The organism is Rhizobium sp. Root708 (assembly GCF_001429725.1).
GTDB lineage: Bacteria > Pseudomonadota > Alphaproteobacteria > Rhizobiales > Rhizobiaceae > Rhizobium.
In genome coordinates, this window is record NZ_LMHV01000014.1 from 1 (window position 1) to 16,079 (window position 16,079).

Consider the following 16,079-nt stretch of genomic DNA (forward strand, 5'->3'; position numbering starts at 1 on the left):
CGGCGCGACGGCACACTATGTCACCGCCGACCTCGACGAAGGTCCGATCATCGAGCAGGACACGGCCCGCATCACGCATGCGCAGAGCGCCGACGACTATGTCTCGATCGGCCGCGATGTCGAAAGCCAGGTGCTGGCGCGCGCCATCCATGCCCATATCCACCGCCGCGCCTTCCTGAACGGCAACCGCACCGTCGTCTTCCCGGCAAGCCCGGGAAGCTATGCATCCGAGCGGATGGGGTGACCGGTGGCTCAGTCCGCCGCCTCCGGAACAGACAATTGCGATAACAGCCTTCTATCTGATTGGAGAACCAGACGTGAGTGAACAGATCAAATTCGCGCTCAACCACATAACCGCTCCGGCGCTGGACAGCCGCCAGTTTGTGGACCTTGCGGCGCGGCTCGGATGCATGGGCGTCGAACTTCGAAACGACCTTGCTGACAAGGAACTGACCAGCCGCCCGTTTTTCGACGGGGCCCGGCCGGCTGAAGTCGGCGAGTACGCGCGCGCGAAGGGCATTCGGCTGCTGGGGCTATCTGAAGTCTATGGCTTCAACCGTTGGTCGGATGCCATGCGGGAGAAAGTCAAACTATTGATCTCGCAGGCAAAGGAGAGTGGGGCGGAGACTATCAGTCTCATTCCGAGCAATGACGGCGTGGAGGAACCAAAAAAAGAGCGTCTTGCCGGCCTTCGCAATGCCCTTGCTGCGATCCTGCCAATGCTGGAAAAGCAAGACCTTGTGGGTCTCGTGGAGCCTTTGGGGTTCACCACCTCCTCGCTCAGGCTGAAGGGAGAGGCGGTCGATGCGTTCGAGGCAGTTGGAGGCAAAGATCACTTCCGTCTCGTCCACGATACGTTCCATCATCATCTTGCCGGTGAGACGGAGTTTTTCCCGGAGTGGACGGGCATCGTTCACATCTCCGGCGTCGTTGACGCCGGCTTGCGGCCGGAAGAGATGCAGGACAAGCACCGTATTCTGGTGAACGAGGCTGACCGCCTGGGAAATATCGAGCAGATCAAGCACCTGAATGCCGTCGGCTATCGGGGCGCATACTCCTTTGAACTGTTCTCTCCCTTGGTCCACGTCGACCCGAATATCGAGGCCGGTCTGCGCGCAAGCATGGATACCATCACGGCCGCGCTCGCGAACTGAGACCACGCTCAGACGTGCCATACTTTGACCGGCTCCGGGCGAACACACCTGGGGCCGGCTTGCCAATGTCAAAAAACATGATATTTGAAGTCATGTTATGTTCGGCGCTTTCCGTAACGACCGGGATCGTCGCTCTCCACTGCCGTTTTGCTCGCGTGCGCGAGCTGGCAAGGATGGATCGGTAGAGTGAAGTTTTGGCATTCCATGAAGTGGCGCACCGAAGGCATCCGGGTGGTGGCGCCGGTCAAATGGCGCCAGTTCGATGGTCTCGTCAGCGCCTATTGGGAGGCGGAGAGCCAGGCCGGTGCCACCGGCTACTACCTTGCGGATGATCCGCGCATCATGGTGTTCTTCAGTGATGTCTCGTCGCAGGTTCGGATATCCAACCGGAACGGCGATTTCCTCCAGCACCATCGGCCAATGATGCGGGCAGTCTATGTTCCGCCCGGTGTGCCCATGTGGACAACAAGCAGCGCCACACACCGCTTTTCGCATCTCAATCTGCATCTGCATAAGGACAAGCTGCTCAAGTATCTCGCCCCGGCTGTTGGCGCGTCCGCGGCCGTGACGGCGCTCCGCCGATCCGTCGAGATTCAGGCTACCGGTGCGATCGAGACCTTGGCCCGCCTCGTCGTCGATGAGGTTTCGAAGCCTTCGAAACATGAGATCTATGGCGAGAGCCTTGTTGGCAGCATCGTTGCCAGCCTGCTGGATATTTCCGCGACGGGCTCAGAGCAAGCGAACGCAAGGCTCACTCAGGCGCAGATGAACAAGCTGATGGCTCGTTTCGATGGGCTGACCGATCGCCGCTTTACCGTCGCCGAGATGGCCGAGACGGTTGGCCTCTCCGAAAGCTGGTTCTCCAACGTCTTCAGGCAGACGACCGGCAAGACGCCGCTGCAATGGCAATTGGGGAAACGTATCGAACACGCCAAAACGCTGCTGCTCGAAAGCGAATTGTCCGTGGCCGACGTCGCCGCACAGCTTGGTTTCTCAGACCAGGCGCATCTTACCAAGGTCTTCCGCCAAATCGCCGGCGACACGCCAGCCGCCTGGCGGCGGTTGCAGCAGACGCGCTAGCCGCTGGATGTCCGCCCACCCGGAAGCGAGAGTGGGCGGGTCGTTCGTTTACCAGGTCTGGCGAAGCGTTGCGTAAATCGCCCGGCCGGGATTGTAGAAATCCGCCCCGAAGCCACCGTATGCCACATGCTTCTCGTCGAACAGATTGCTGACATTCAGCTGGAAGGTGGTGTTTTCCTGAATCTTGTAGTTGAAGGACGCGTCGAACACGACATTACCTTTCGACTTCGAGGTGTTGGCGTCGCTCATGTAGTACGAGCCGGTATAACGGCTGCCGAGCCCGAAGGTCATGTCTCCCCGCGGTCCGTTGCCTTCCAGCGTGTAGGTAACCCAGGCGGACGCAAAGTGCGTCGGCACCAAAGCCAGTCGCTTGCCTTCGTTGCCGCCTGTCCCGTTCTCGACGATCTTCGAGTCGATATAGGAATAAGCAGCAATGACGTTGACGTTGTTCGTAACCTCTGCCTTGGCTTCAAGGTCGACACCGCGATTGCGGACCTTTCCGACGGTTGACTGCAGCAGCGTTGTGGAATCCGTGACCGTAATGTTTTCCTTTGTCAGGTCATAGACCGCGGCGCTGAAGATCGCCGGGAAGTCGGTGGGCGCATATTTGACGCCGATTTCGTATTGCTTGCCTGTCTCCGGCGCCGTGCCGATCTGTGGTGGTGCTGCGGACTCCGCGTAGCTCGCATAGGCGGAAAACTCGTCGGTGAGCTTGTAGGTCAGGCCGAAGCGCTTGGTGAACTCGCTGAAGTCGCCGGACTTCGCGGTGTTGTCGAGCTTGTTTGCCTCGTCGAGATCCAGCCAATCGTTTCGCAGGCCGACAGTCGCGATCAGCTTGTCGAAGAAGGTCAGCTCTTCCTGCAGGTAGATCGCCTTCGTCTTCTGATCATTTCGCGTATTGGCATAGATCGGTACGGACGTCGGGGCGCCCGTATAAACCGGATTTGTCCAGTCGATCCCCGGTGCGCCGCCCCAATAGCTGGCGCTGTCCTTGCTGTAGTCGTTGTACTCCAGGCCGAGCAGTGTGCGGTTGTCGATGTCCTCGAAACTCGCATCATACTGCAGGTGCGTGTCGACGATGAACTGCTCGTCCGAACTGTCGTTGGCGAAGTAGGCGCGATCCGCGATCGTCGAACCGCTCGTCGGCGTGGCCGAGATATAGGCGTAACCGAAGTTCGACCGTGACTTGCTGTAGCGCGCGTTCGCGTTGAAGGTCAGACCGTCGCCGAAATCATGGTCGAACAGGATATTGACGGCATTGCGGTTTATGTCGCGGTAGTTGAAATCCGGCTCGCCGAAGAACCTGCTTCTTGAAAAATTCGATCCGACGGGATGGCCGCCACTGCCGGGTACGCCGTCACGATCAAGATGGTCGAAAATCACCGACAGATTGGTGTCGCCGCTCGGACGCCAGGTCACGCCTCCCGTGATGAAATTCTCGTCGTTCTGGGAGTAGTCGTATTCGTCGTCGGATCTCTGGAACTTGCCGGTGATGCGGTAGGACAGCGTATCGTCGGCCGTGATGTTGTCGCCGAAGTCAAAGCCGGTTTCACCGTGGCTGTAGGAACCGCCTGTCGCATAGACCTCGCCGAAGCGCTCGCTCTTCGGACGCTTGGTCACGTAATTCACCGATCCGCCCGGATCTGAAGCGCCAAAGCCTGACGAGTTCGCCCCCTTGAGGACCTCGACGCGCTCATAGGCGTATGGCTCCTCGCGCAGGCCGCCGAACGGGCTGCCGATAAGCAGACCATCACGGTACATGTTGGCGTCGAAGCCCCGGATCTTGAAATAATCGAAGCGGTCGTCCGAGCCATAAAAATCGGTCGTGACACCGGAAGTGTACTGCAAGACCTGCTCGACGTTCTGCGCGCCGCGCTCCTCGATCTCCTTGGAGGTGATGACCGAGACGGAAGCCGGGATATCGAGAATGTCGGTCGCCATCGCGCCGCCAGCGGTAGTCTTCCTGGCAACGATCGATTTGGAATCATTTTCCAGGTCGAGACCGATGCCCACACCTTGGAGGACGATAGGCGAGAGCGTCGTTTCGGAACCCGAGGTGCCGGCATCCTCGCCGTAGGAGAAAGTCGGCATGAAAGCGATGAGTGCCGTGCACCCAAGAAGGGACATCTTGCGAGAGCGGTGACGGCTTCCCGTCAGGCGACCGGCTATTCTTTCAATGTGCATATTCAAGTTCCAAAAATCCTAAGGTCACAACTGGCCTTCGCGACCGCACGTCAGTGTAGGCTGGGGTCGGACAACGAGGAGGCACTGCGCCGAAACCACGAGCCTGATTTTCTCGGCCCGTATTCGTCGCGGTTCTTCCCCTTGCGAACCCGAATGGCCATTAACTGGAGAATGTTTGTCCAGTATTGTAACTTTCTCCATTTTTGTAGGAACCGACGGGAAACTGACCTCGCTTTTCAACAAGCGCAGGGCAGGCTGTTGACGCGATCGTCTGAACCTGAGACTGGAAGTCCACTTAAATGGCAGGCGGAGTTGACGCAATGCATCGGTTGAACCTTCTCGCGCGATTGATCGCGATATGCACGTGGCTGCTCGTCCCTGCTTACGCCTGGGCGGACACGTCCTATCCTGTCGTCATCAAGCATGCGTTCGGAACGACCGTTATCGCCAAGAAACCCGAGCGTGTCGCAACGGTCGCCTGGGCCAATCATGAAGTGCCGCTGGCGTTGGGCATCGTCCCTGTCGGCTTCGCCGCAGCCAATTTCGGCGACGACGACAGCGATGGTCTCCTGCCGTGGGTCGCGGATCGCCTGAAAGAACTCCATGCCGACAAGCCTGTCCTGTTCGATGAAGGGGACGGGATCGATTTCGAGGCGGTGGCAGCCACGCACCCCGACGTCATTCTGGCCGCCTATTCGGGGCTCAGCCAGTCGGACTACGACACGTTGAGCCAGATCGCCCCTGTTGTTGCCTATCCGGAAGCACCATGGTCCACCGATTGGCGCGAGATGATCCGCCTCGACAGCGCCGGAATGGGCATGGCCGCCGAGGGAGAAGCTCTCATCAAGAAGATCGAGAGCGAGATTGCCCAGACAGTGGCCAGCTATCCGGAATTGCACGGCAAGTCCGCGATGTTCTTGACGCACCTCAACGCGAGCGACTTGAGCACGGTCAATTTCTACACGATGAATGACACACGCGTGAAATTCTTCGCCGATCTCGGACTTACCGCTCCGAAGAGCATCGTCGCTGCGTCGGCGCCCGGGAAGTTCGCGGGTTCCATCAGCGCGGAACGCATCGATTCCTTCGATGATGCCGATATCGTCGTCACCTATGGAAATGAACAGCTTCTCGAAGCGCTCGAGAAAAATCCGCTGATGGCAAGGATGCCGGCTGTCGGCAAGGGTGCGCTTGTCACGCTCGGTCCCAATCCTGTCGGCACGGCCGCCAATCCGACGCCGCTGTCGATCTCCTGGGTCTTGAAGGATTATGTGGCCTTGCTTGCAGACGCGGCAAGAAAGTCTCCAAGCAAATCTCAATGACCGTTCGTGACAGAAAGACGTCCCGCAAGGCGGGACTTGCCGGCCGGAGCAACCCGGCTCGCGGTTTTTGGCTGCTTGGCTTGATCGCGTTGCTTGCTTGCCTGTGCGCGCTTTCAGTGACGGTCGGTACACGCGACGTCAGCTGGTCTGATATCGGCGCGGCACTGAACGGTCACGTCGATAACATCGGCCAGGCCGCGGTTGCGGTGCGAATACCACGGACGTTGCTTGCCATTCTTGCCGGCGCTGCGCTTGGGCTCGCAGGAGCAATCATGCAGGGCGTGACCCGCAATCCTCTCGCCGATCCGGGAATTCTCGGCGTCAACATGGGGGCATCGCTCGCGGTGGTCGTCGGCGTCGCCTGGTTCGGCATCACATCCGCCGAAGCCTATATCTGGTCTGCGATTGTAGGGGCCGGCGGTGCTGCCGTCTTCGTTTACACGATCGGATCGTTGGGGCGCGGCGGCGCGACACCGTTGAAACTTGCGCTTTCCGGAACAGCGACATCCGTGGCCTTTGCCTCGATGGTTGTCGCTGTCGTGTTGCCGCGCAACGATATTGCCGGCGGCATCCGCTCCTGGCAGATCGGAGGTGTAGGGGGAGCGACCTTCGAGCGGATCATGCCGGTCCTTCCGTTTCTCGCCGTGGGCTTTGCCATCAGTCTCCTGTCGGCCCGAAAGCTGAACTCGCTGGCCCTCGGCGACGAATTGGCCGCGGGACTCGGTGAAAACGTGGCGTTGGCACGGGCGGTCGCATCGCTGGGCGCCATTCTTCTCTGCGGCGCGACTACAGCCGTCTGTGGCCCGATCGCCTTTCTCGGTCTTGTGGTGCCGCATCTGTGCCGCCTGCTTGTCGGCGTCGACCACCGCTGGCTCTTGCCGTTCTCGACGATCGGGGGCGCCGGTTTGTTGCTTGCCGCCGATATCGTGGGGCGGATCGTTGCGAGACCCGCCGAATTGGACGTCGGCATCGTGACGGCCCTTCTCGGCGCACCTGTCTTCATTGCCATCGTCAGGCGACAGAGGGTGCGCGAGTTATGATGGCCCGGTCTCTTGAGCGGATCGTTGAGAATCGCCGCATCCGCAGGCGCAACCATTCCGCCGTTGTCGTCGTGCTGGTATCGCTTGTCGTTGCGGTTTTCGCGCTGACCTTGTCGCTCGGGCAATCGTTTACGCCGCTGCAGGATGTCATCCGGGTGCTGCTTGGCGAAAAAGTGGCGAGTGCATCCTTTACCGTCGGCCAGCTTCGATTGCCGCGCGCGGTCCTTTCGGTGCTAGCAGGCGCGAGCTTCGGGCTCGGCGGCGTGGCGTTCCAGATCATGCTGCGCAACCCGCTCGCCAGCCCCGATATCATCGGCATCAGTTCCGGCGCGAGTGCCGCGGCAGTGTTTGCCATCGTCGTCCTGTCGCTGAAGGGGGCCGCGGTCTCCGTCGTCGCCGTGGCCGCCGGGCTTGGGATTGCGCTGCTCGTCTATGGTCTGTCGTCTCGAAACGGCGTTGCCGGCACGCGTCTTATTCTCGTTGGCATCGGGGTTTCGGCGATGCTGGAAAGCGTCATCGCCTACATCCTTTCGCAAGCGCCGTCCTGGACGTTGCAGGAGGCGATGCGTTGGTTGACCGGTAGCGTAAACGGCGCCCAGCTCTCCCAGGCGGCCCCGCTGCTCCTGTCGCTGATCGTTTTTGGCGGCCTTCTCTTGAGCCGCGCCCGCGATCTGGAAGCGTTGCGTCTCGGAGACGATACGGCGGCGGCTCTTGGCGTTGGCGTTTCGCGTACGCGGATACTCATCATCGTCTCCGCGGTCGGGATGATCGCGTCCGCAACGGCGGTCACAGGTCCGATTGCCTTTGTCGCCTTTCTCTCCGGCCCGATAGCGGCACGCCTTGTCAAGAATAGCGGCTCGCTGCTTGTTCCCGCCGCGCTCGTCGGCGCGGCCCTCGCGCTCGGTGGCGACTATGTCGGGCAGTTCCTTTTGCCGAGCCGCTATCCCGTCGGCGTCGTGACCGGCGCGCTCGGCGCTCCTTACCTGATTTTCCTGATCGTCCGTGTCAACAGGAGCGGAGGCTCGCTATGACAGTTCATTCCCTCGTCGCCAGCGGCCTGTCGGCAGGCTACGGAGAGACCGAGATCCTGCAGATGCTGGATTTCGCCGTTCCGCCCGGCAAGGTGACGGCGATCGTCGGCGCCAATGCCTGCGGGAAATCCACATTGCTGCGGACCATGTCGAGGCTGCTTGCGCCGCGTCAGGGGCAAGTCCTGCTCGATGGCAAGTCGATCCATCGCACGCCGTCGCGGGAGCTTGCGCGGATACTGGGCCTTCTGCCGCAGTCGCCCATCGCGCCCGAGGGGATCACCGTCGCCGATCTCGTCGGCCGGGGAAGGCACCCGCATCAGGGGCTGTTTTCACGCTGGACGCGAAAGGACGACGAGGCCGTCAATGCAGCGTTGACCGCGACCAAGACATCCGAGCTGTCAGAGAGGCCTGTCGACGAGCTCTCCGGCGGGCAGCGCCAGCGCGTCTGGATCGCCATGGCCCTTGCCCAGCAGACGGAGCTTTTGCTGCTCGACGAGCCGACGACCTTTCTCGATATCAGCCATCAGGTCGAGGTGCTGGATCTGCTAACCGATCTCAATCATTCACGCGGCACAACCATTGTCATGGTGTTGCACGACCTCAATCTTGCGGCGCGCTACTGCGATCACCTTGTGGCGATGGCGGGAGGAAGAGTGCATGTATCCGGCACCCCGGAACAGGTCCTGACAGTCGAGAATGTGCGCGACGTTTTCGGCCTTGAGAGCCGCATCATCGTCGATCCGACCTCGGGCAGACCGATCATGCTTCCGATCGGCCGACACCGAATGGTGGAACACAATAATGGCTCGCAGCTCGCTACCAAGAGGAAAACCCATGACGACCGCTCATGACTACAATCTGTCTGGCGTAGCAATCCCAGTGAACCCGCACAGTCTGCTCGACGAGATTTGCGAGCACTTCGTGGAGCATGCCGAGGTGGAGCGAAGCGAACACCTGGCCTTCCTGAAGAGTAAGATCGGGAACGCCACGATCCGCGTGGATGATGGCAAACTGCTGATCGATCTCAGTTGCCCGACGGAGCAGGCGCTGCAGATGAGCCAGACGATGCTCGCGGAGCATCTCTTCTACTTTGCCGGCGAAGAGCCTCTCGAACTCAGCTGGGCGAAGTCCGCAGCCTTGAAAGTGTTGCCTAACCTTCACACGGCAGTAGTCGTCGGCGCCGAAGACGTGACGCCGCACATGCGTCGTGTGAAATTCGCATGCAGCGACATCAGCCCGTTTCTCGGCGGCGACATGCATGTCCGCGTGCTCGTGCCGCCGAGCGGCAGGCAACCGATCTGGCCGGGACTTCGCTCCGACGGTCGCGTGGCGTGGCCACAAGGCGACGACGAGCTTCTGGTGCGCGTCTACACAATCCGCGCTGTTGATGCGGAGAAGCGGGAACTCTGGATCGATTTCCTGCAGCACCCCCTAGCGGGCGTGAAGACACCCGGAGCGGACTTCGCGCGCGACGCGCGGATAGGGCAAAAGGTTGCGCTGCTTGGACCGGGCGGCGGTGGATTTCCCGTGGCACGGTCCATCCTGCTCGCCGGAGACGAAAGCGCGCTCCCGGCCATAGCAAGGATTGTGGAGGAAGCGCCAGCGGGCACAAAGCTGCAGGCGATTATCGAAGTTTCCGACGCGGCGGAAGAGCAACCGCTTGTCTCCGCTGCTTCACTCGACGTCCGTTGGCTGCACCGCTGCGACTACTCCGACAACGTCCGGTCCTCTCTCTTCGAGACGACCGCGGAAGCGATAGCTTCGATGGAAGATGGCACCTTTGTCTGGTTCGCCGCCGAGAAGGATGACGTCCGTGCGACCCGAGCCTTCCTGAAGGGGCGCGGCCATGACAGGAAGAACATGTACGTGGCGTGGTATTGGGAGCGTGGCGCTAGCCAGGCATGACGGCGCTTTTCCGGAGAGCACGTGGGTCTTTCCGCCGATCGAATTGCGCTTCCGTTGTCATTCCGCGGCGAGCACGCTAACCCGGAACAAGCGAGGCGGTCGAGCGCGGGAGAGACAGAGTGCGTCGGACATTGAACCATACGGCGATGCCGGCGGCGGGCTTTATCGAGCCGTGGAGCGTCCGCGCCGGCGAGACTACCCGCGCTTTCGTTTCGTGCTCCGATCCCGAGGCGCGTATCTCCATTCAGACGCTTGACCTCGATGACGCCGAAATCGCCGAATGGTCCGTTTCGCGAGCGAACGATCGCTTCCGCGTGAGAGATTTCGACATCGGATCATGGGTCGAGATTCCTGTTTCCAAAACGGCTGCTGAAATCCACCTGGACGTGGAAATTCTCTTCACGCTGAATAGCGCGACCAAGCCGGTTGTTTGCTGGGACGGTTTCGCGCTTACGCTCGACGCGAGCGGAGATCTGTGGGCCAACGGCGAATTGCTGGCCCGCGTCGATAACGAGTTTTGGTACCGGCTTCACCTTTCCGCTCGTTCCGGCCGTGTCTTGTGCGGCCTTACGCGTTGCAACGGAACTCCCGCTGGTGAAGTCGAAATCCTAGCTGGCGAGCCGTCCGGGGCGATCTGTCTTGGTGCCGAGCCAAGCCACAGGGATCAGACCCTTAATGCCCGCATCGGTAGAATCGTGCTCGATACGGATAGCCGGAAATCCGAGTGGCGGTTTCAGGCTAATGCCGCGTCTGAAACATTGATGCCAATCGACGGCGGCGAAGGTCGGCTTTCCATTCGCAACGCTCCGACATTTGCGGTGGCATCGCCAAGATTCACCGGCGAGATTCATGATCCAAGGCTGGCGCCGTATCACTTCGATGCAATTCATCTGCATGACGATGACTTTGGCGGGTTCGATTGGGAAGCGGATTTGGCGATCTCGGTGCCCGAGGATGCCCGGTCCGGGGTGTGTGCGCTTGTGATCGAGACAATCGACGGCATCGAGAAACTTCCCTTCTTCGTGCGCGCGAGCCGGCCTGCCTCCTCGGTTGCCTTCCTGCTGCCGACCGCCACCTATCTCGCTTACGCAGACGAGCAGTTGCCTCCCGAGAAGTATCCCTGGCACGGCACTGACCGGGCGCACCGTTTCGCCACCGACAACAACTTCCTGAGCCTCTACGACGTCCATGCCGACCTGAGCGGTGTCAGCCTGACAAGCAGTCGTCGCCCGCGAACCACGCTTCGGGACGACTATCACTACCCGCTGTCGAACTCGCCGCACCTTCTCTCGGTGGATCTCCAGTTTCTGAAGTTCTGTCACCGTCACGAAATCGCTGTCGACGTGCTGACGGACCATGATCTGCATGAGGAGGGCGCGGCCAGTCTCGCATCCTACGACTTGGTCCTGACGGGCAGCCATCCCGAATATTGGTCAGCACCGATGATGGCCGGCTTGAAGGACTATCTTCGCGGCGGTGGAAACTTCGCCTACCTCGGCGGCAACGGCTTCTACTGGGTCGTGGCGATCCATGGGCACAGGATGGAGTTGCGCCGCGGCAAAAACGACATCTGGACAGGTCGGCCGGGCGAAACTCATCTGGCGATGACCGGCGAGCCCGGTGGGAACTGGGAAGACCGCGGACTAAATCACCCGCAAGCCCTGGTCGGCGTGACCTATGTCATCATGGGTTTCGGCCAGTCTCGATCTTATCGGCGGCTGAGCGGCAGCTATAGCGGAGAGTATGCCTGGCTGTTCGAAGGCGTGACATCCGATCAGTTCGGCGGCGAGGGAACCGTGCTCGGTGGCGCGGCGGGATACGAGATCGACGCCGTCATCACGTCGCAGGTTACGCCGAAGAACCTGGTCAGGCTCGCGGTGGCTGACGGTTTTGACGATGCCTTCCAAGTGAGGCCCGACTTGTGGATCGTCGAAGGCGATAGCGAGAGAGCGGCGCTGCGCAGGGCTGACATGACAGCCTATCGCCACGAAGGCGGTGGTATCGTCGTCTCGATGAGCTCGGTCGCCTGGATCGGTGCGCTGCCCGGCGCCGGACATGACAATGATGTCGGACGCATCATGCGCAACCTGATAGGACGGTTTCAGAGCCGGTTGTGACTGCAAGGAAACTGAATAGCATCGGCGCCGGTGGCGCCGATGGCAAACTCAATGCTCGTTCTCGCCCTGCGAGCCCGCCCTGATGGCGTTCAGCACCTCCTTCTGCAACGCCAGGAATTCCGGCGTCGAGATCATGTCCTGATTGCGCGGCCGCGCGAGCCCGACATGGAATGTCGAATTGATGCGGCCCGGATTGATGCTCATCGCGATGATGCGATCCGAGAGATAAACGGCCTCTTCCACGTCGTGCGTTACGAAAAGAACCGTCAGCCGATGCTCTTCCCAAATTTGCGTCAGCAGTTCCTGCATCTGGTGCCGAGTCAAAGCGTCGAGCGCGCCGAACGGTTCATCCATGAGCAGCATCTTCGGTCGATACGACAAGGCGCGTGCGATCGCGACGCGCTGTTTCATGCCGCCCGAAAGTTGCGATGGGAAACTATCGGCGAAGCGATCGAGCTTGACAAGATTGATGTGGTGCCGCGCGACTTCCCTGCATTCCGCCGACGACAGCCCGGCTGCCTGCAAGGCGAACTCGACGTTTTGCTGCGCCGTCAGCCACGGAAGAAGGGTGTAGGATTGGAAGACCACACCGCGGTCTAGCCCGGGGCCAACGATCGGTGCGCCGTCGGTCAACAGGACACCGTTGTCGAACCCCTGCAGACCGGCGACGATCGATAGAAGGGTACTTTTTCCGCAACCGGAGGCGCCGACGAGAGAAACGAACTCGTTGTCGGCAAGTTCGAGGCTGATGTCATTCAGCGCATGGACCGGGCCTTTCCTGGAGCCGTACCACTTGTTGAGCGACTCGATCTTCAGCTTGGGTTGGCTCATCTCAATGTCTCGAAGCATAACGGAAGAAAACACGCTCGAGGGCCTTCATGGTTTGGTCGGTGACCAGACCAAGTAATCCGAGGAGCAGGATGTAACCGATGATCGTCTGCGTCTGGAAGTATCGCTGGGAGACGACGATACGGTATCCGAGGCCTGACGTGGCGGCGACGAGTTCGGCGAGAACCAGCCAAGTCCAAGCCCAGCCAAGACTGATCCGCAGCGTATCCCATATTCCGGGCAAGGCGGACGGCAGAACGATGCGACGGAGGATCTTGGTTTCGGACATGCCGAGTGTTCGCCCAAGGCCGACGAAGTCCGTCGGGACGCGCTTGACGCTGTCCATGACCATCAGCACCTGCTGGAAGAAAGTTCCGATCCAGATGATGACGAACTTTTGCAGGTCGCTTGTTCCGGCCCAGAGGATGCTGAGAGGCACGAAGGCCACGACCGGCATGTAGCGAACGAAGTCGACGAGGGGCTCGACGGCCGCTTCCCAGGTCTTGAAGCAGCCGATCATGATGCCGATCGGGATCGCCATGGCAGATGCAAGCAGAAATCCGACGAGCATGCGGTAGATGCTTATGCCGGCGTCGTTCCAGAGAGTTCCATCGAGAGCAAGCTCCACCATCTTGCTCCAGACCGCTCCGGGACTGGGCAAAAAGATGGGCTTCACCCAGCCGGTCACAGTCGAAGCCCACCAGATGGCGAACAGAACGGCGAAGACCGCTATTGAGATCAGCAGAAACGAACGGGCACCGATGGGATCGCCGATGCGAAAGGCGCTCGGAGGCCTGCCGACTCCCGCGCGCTCCTGCGCGCGGGGTCGTTCAGTCGTTGACGACAATGGTGAAGAGCTGGACATTGCGCTTCCGTTGTTCTCGCAGGGATTACTTGTTTGCCGCATCGACGAACGACGCGTCGATCATGCTGTCTGCGGAAACGTCGACGGTGACCAGACCTGCCTGCTTGGCGGCCTTCAGCACGTCGGCGAAGGTCTTGGTCTTGAAGTCACCGGCGAATGCCTTCGCAGCCTCTGCCGAGGTATAGTACTGGACGCCGTCGAAGGCGGTTTCCAGATCCTCCGGCGAGGCGCCGACCGCCTTGGAAATGATCGCGCGGTCTTCCTTGGTGTTGGCCTTGTAGTCAGCCAATGCCGCGTCCCATGCCTTGATCATCGCGACAACTTGGCCCGGCTTCGACTTCAGGACTTCTTCGCGAACGACGAACACGTCCGAAACGAGACCCGGATCCTTTCCTGCTTCGAAGAGAAGCTGGATGTTCTTGTCCTGCGCCCGCGCGGTCGAAATGTAGGGCTCGTAGGTGACGGCAACAGGAACGCGTCCCGCGATCAGTGCCGTTCCCGCGTCAGCTGCCGGCATCGGAACGCGAACGATGTCGTCGATCGTCATGCCGTTGCTCGAGAGCGCGTAGTTGAGGAGGATATCGCTCGTCGTGCCTTCTTCGAAGGCGACATTCTTGCCCTTCAAATCGGCAATGCTCTTGATGTCGCTACCTGCGAGGATCGCGTCGGCCTTCAGGCTGAAGTCCAGCAGGGAGACAATCTTGACCGGTAGGCCGGCGGCAACCATGGCCATCGCGGTGTGGGTCGCGATATTGGCGCCATCGAGCTGGCCGCTCGCCAGGGCCGCGTTGATATCCTTGTCTTCGGCAAAGTTCACCAGTTCGACATCATCGAGATTGGCCTTCTTGAACAGGCCCTTGCTGGCGGCAACATGCCACTGGCCGTAACCGAGCCAAGGCTCGATGCCGATCTTGAACGTGCCCGGCTCCGGCTTGGCCGGAATCTCTGCGGCTTGCGCTGCGGTTCCTGCGAGAACGCCGACGACCGCGAACGCGATCGCTGCGCGGGAAAGCTGCTTGCTGATAGATGTGTACTTCATTGGAACCCCTCTTTTGACAACGTCATTTGGTTGTACGGCTTGCGCCGTGTTCGTTGGCATCTATTCTTTTTCCTTGCACAAACATCAAGGTCGATAACGGGGACGTTTGTGCATGTCATGCGTTCCTCGGTCAGGAAAATTTTGCTCGACCGTTCCTTTCATCGCCTTTCGTACATTCATGGCTGCGGATGCCGCGTGGAGAAGATGATCTCTTACCTTTCGGGATCAATGCTCGCGAGGAAATGCGTTATCGCGTCCTCGCCCTCAATTGGATCCGAGCCTGTCATTACCGCAACCGAAAAGCCGATCAGGGACGAGGTCGGGTTATGGGTAGCCGCGCCTGCGCGCAAGTTCATCACAAGCGTCGGGCACAGGAATAGTCCGAGCCGGATCACCTGCCTCCAGTCGGCGGGAAGCAGACCACGCTGTTTCAGCGTCGCCAGCAACGGCTTCCACATTGTCTCTGCCTTCGCTTGAAGAAGCGATTGACGCACCGGGCTCAGCCGCCAGTCGAAGTCGGCGTACAGCGTTCCGTTTTCATAGCGTGCGCTGGCGCTTGCCTTTTCCTGCAGGACAGCTGGCTCATAGAGCCAGTAGGGATGGGCGAGAATATTGTGAAACGTTGCCTTCACCTCGGCCAGGAGAGTGGGAATATGTTCACCAGCAAACGCCGGATCGAAAAAGGAGAGCGTGGCGTCCGCTCCGTCGCGCTCGTACCAGACATTCGCGTTGTGGGCGTCGCCGTGCGCCGTCACACCACCGGCATCCGCCAGACGGGCAGGATTGAGCCTTTCGTGGGCAAGGTCGAAAAGCTCGGCGATCGTGTTCTTGTATTCCATTCCGTTGACGACGAAGCGCGCCTTTGAGAACTCTTGCCACAAGAGCGTGACGCCAGGGAAGGCAAACTCCTTGTCGACATAAAAACTCGCAAGGCGCCCGCCGGGATAGTTCTCGGCCGGAGCTGTTACCAACCGATCATAGAAAAGCCGGTTGATCGGCTCCTTGACGACCTGGTCCGCCGTTACCGGATGCAGTGTCTTGAGATAGACGGCAAGGACCTCTTCATTAAGCTTGCGTTCGGCATCCACGGCCCGCTTTGCCTCGTCATCGTCGTGCCGCTCATCGATCGCTCGCAACACGTCGGAGAAGCGAGGGTTCGTCCGGCGCTTGTAGACAAGGATCTGTTCGCCCGGGAGGGTCGACATCATCGCCGGCTGATCCACGGGGAGACCGGCCCGAGCGAGGATATCGGCGCGATAGTATTCGCCGCTCATCTCTTCCTCGTTCTCTTCCTGATGGAACTTGAAGAAGTAGGGCGCATCGCCGACGTCGAAGAAACCGTTCAGCGAATTCAGGCTGTACTGGTCGTGATTGATCACAAGATTGCCGACGTCAATCTGGAACAGGTCATGAAGCAATTCGACGAGAAGCGTTTCCGCGATGCCGTCGCGCTGCCTTGCATGATCTCGAATGACGGCGGTTCGGCTCGAACTCTGGCTCATGATGCTCTCGTA

Annotated in this window: 14 protein-coding genes; 9 read left to right on the forward strand and 5 right to left on the reverse strand. The window is 60.2% G+C overall.

Features of this window, described 5'->3' with window-relative positions:
* From ASE04_RS13000 to ASE04_RS13010, 3 genes are all read left to right on the forward strand, one after another.
* On the forward strand, window positions 1–244 hold a 244-nt coding region (locus tag ASE04_RS13000), incomplete at its 5' end, for a formyltransferase family protein (RefSeq protein ID WP_274533874.1).
* A 73-nt stretch (window positions 245–317) separates the two neighbouring features.
* The gene (locus tag ASE04_RS13005) at window positions 318–1,154 is read left to right on the forward strand and encodes a TIM barrel protein (protein ID WP_162260525.1); all 837 of its coding nucleotides are present in this window, start codon (window positions 318–320) and stop codon (window positions 1,152–1,154) included.
* Between the two features lie 186 nt (window positions 1,155–1,340).
* Window positions 1,341–2,234, forward strand: a complete 894-nt coding sequence (locus tag ASE04_RS13010; protein ID WP_156408774.1) for a helix-turn-helix domain-containing protein — start codon at window positions 1,341–1,343, stop codon at window positions 2,232–2,234.
* Window positions 2,235–2,282: 48 nt separating this feature from the next.
* On the opposite strand, the gene ASE04_RS13015 is transcribed toward ASE04_RS13010, so the two are convergent.
* Window positions 2,283–4,418, reverse strand: a complete 2,136-nt coding sequence (locus tag ASE04_RS13015; protein ID WP_056817840.1) for a TonB-dependent siderophore receptor — start codon at window positions 4,416–4,418, stop codon at window positions 2,283–2,285.
* Between the two features lie 320 nt (window positions 4,419–4,738).
* On the opposite strand from ASE04_RS13015, the gene ASE04_RS13020 reads away from it, so the two are divergent.
* From ASE04_RS13020 to ASE04_RS13045, 6 genes are all read left to right on the forward strand, one after another.
* Entirely contained in the window at window positions 4,739–5,740 is a 1,002-nt protein-coding gene (locus ASE04_RS13020) for an iron-siderophore ABC transporter substrate-binding protein (RefSeq protein WP_056817912.1), read from the forward strand.
* The gene (locus ASE04_RS13025; protein ID WP_056817842.1) at window positions 5,737–6,780 is read left to right on the forward strand and encodes a FecCD family ABC transporter permease; all 1,044 of its coding nucleotides are present in this window, start codon (window positions 5,737–5,739) and stop codon (window positions 6,778–6,780) included. The genes ASE04_RS13020 and ASE04_RS13025 overlap by 4 nt, the downstream gene beginning before the upstream one ends.
* Entirely contained in the window at window positions 6,777–7,811 is a 1,035-nt protein-coding gene (locus ASE04_RS13030) for a FecCD family ABC transporter permease (RefSeq protein ID WP_056817845.1), read from the forward strand. Before ASE04_RS13025 ends, ASE04_RS13030 begins: the two co-directional genes overlap by 4 nt.
* On the forward strand, window positions 7,808–8,662 hold the full coding sequence (locus ASE04_RS13035; RefSeq protein ID WP_056817847.1) for an ABC transporter ATP-binding protein: 855 nt from the start codon (window positions 7,808–7,810) through the stop codon (window positions 8,660–8,662). The genes ASE04_RS13030 and ASE04_RS13035 overlap by 4 nt, the downstream gene beginning before the upstream one ends.
* Complete coding sequence (locus ASE04_RS13040; RefSeq protein WP_056817849.1) at window positions 8,646–9,716, forward strand: DUF2218 domain-containing protein; 1,071 nt, start codon at window positions 8,646–8,648, stop codon at window positions 9,714–9,716. The genes ASE04_RS13035 and ASE04_RS13040 overlap by 17 nt, the downstream gene beginning before the upstream one ends.
* Window positions 9,717–9,835: 119 nt before the next feature.
* Window positions 9,836–11,833 (forward strand): N,N-dimethylformamidase beta subunit family domain-containing protein, encoded by a 1,998-nt coding sequence (locus tag ASE04_RS13045; RefSeq protein ID WP_244490394.1) that lies wholly within the window; start codon window positions 9,836–9,838, stop codon window positions 11,831–11,833.
* Window positions 11,834–11,881: 48 nt separating this feature from the next.
* Here ASE04_RS13045 and ASE04_RS13050 read toward each other — a convergent pair whose 3' ends face one another.
* From ASE04_RS13050 to ASE04_RS13065, 4 genes are all read right to left on the reverse strand, one after another.
* Window positions 11,882–12,664 (reverse strand): ABC transporter ATP-binding protein, encoded by a 783-nt coding sequence (locus tag ASE04_RS13050; protein WP_056817853.1) that lies wholly within the window; start codon window positions 12,662–12,664, stop codon window positions 11,882–11,884.
* A gap of 1 nt (window position 12,665) precedes the next feature.
* Window positions 12,666–13,526, reverse strand: coding sequence for an ABC transporter permease (locus ASE04_RS13055; RefSeq protein WP_056817855.1), 861 nt, complete (start codon window positions 13,524–13,526; stop codon window positions 12,666–12,668).
* A 25-nt stretch (window positions 13,527–13,551) separates the two neighbouring features.
* Window positions 13,552–14,565 (reverse strand): ABC transporter substrate-binding protein, encoded by a 1,014-nt coding sequence (locus ASE04_RS13060; protein ID WP_056817857.1) that lies wholly within the window; start codon window positions 14,563–14,565, stop codon window positions 13,552–13,554.
* A gap of 212 nt (window positions 14,566–14,777) precedes the next feature.
* Window positions 14,778–16,067, reverse strand: coding sequence for a hypothetical protein (locus ASE04_RS13065; protein ID WP_056817859.1), 1,290 nt, complete (start codon window positions 16,065–16,067; stop codon window positions 14,778–14,780).
* Window positions 16,068–16,079 lie beyond the last annotated feature (12 nt).

What these genes read in the sequence shown, in the direction of transcription:
- ASE04_RS13015 (WP_056817840.1), bottom strand. Translation starts at nt 4,418, where the DNA reads ATGCACATTGAAAGAATAGCCGGTCGCCTGACGGGAAGCCGTCACCGC.
- ASE04_RS13020 (WP_056817912.1), top strand. Translation starts at nt 4,739, where the DNA reads ATGCATCGGTTGAACCTTCTCGCGCGATTGATCGCGATATGCACGTGG.
- ASE04_RS13025 (WP_056817842.1), top strand. Translation starts at nt 5,737, where the DNA reads ATGACCGTTCGTGACAGAAAGACGTCCCGCAAGGCGGGACTTGCCGGC.
- ASE04_RS13030 (WP_056817845.1), top strand. Translation starts at nt 6,777, where the DNA reads ATGATGGCCCGGTCTCTTGAGCGGATCGTTGAGAATCGCCGCATCCGC.
- ASE04_RS13035 (WP_056817847.1), top strand. Translation starts at nt 7,808, where the DNA reads ATGACAGTTCATTCCCTCGTCGCCAGCGGCCTGTCGGCAGGCTACGGA.
- ASE04_RS13040 (WP_056817849.1), top strand. Translation starts at nt 8,646, where the DNA reads ATGACGACCGCTCATGACTACAATCTGTCTGGCGTAGCAATCCCAGTG.
- ASE04_RS13050 (WP_056817853.1), bottom strand. Translation starts at nt 12,664, where the DNA reads ATGAGCCAACCCAAGCTGAAGATCGAGTCGCTCAACAAGTGGTACGGC.
- ASE04_RS13055 (WP_056817855.1), bottom strand. Translation starts at nt 13,526, where the DNA reads ATGTCCAGCTCTTCACCATTGTCGTCAACGACTGAACGACCCCGCGCG.
- ASE04_RS13060 (WP_056817857.1), bottom strand. Translation starts at nt 14,565, where the DNA reads ATGAAGTACACATCTATCAGCAAGCAGCTTTCCCGCGCAGCGATCGCG.
- ASE04_RS13065 (WP_056817859.1), bottom strand. Translation starts at nt 16,067, where the DNA reads ATGAGCCAGAGTTCGAGCCGAACCGCCGTCATTCGAGATCATGCAAGG.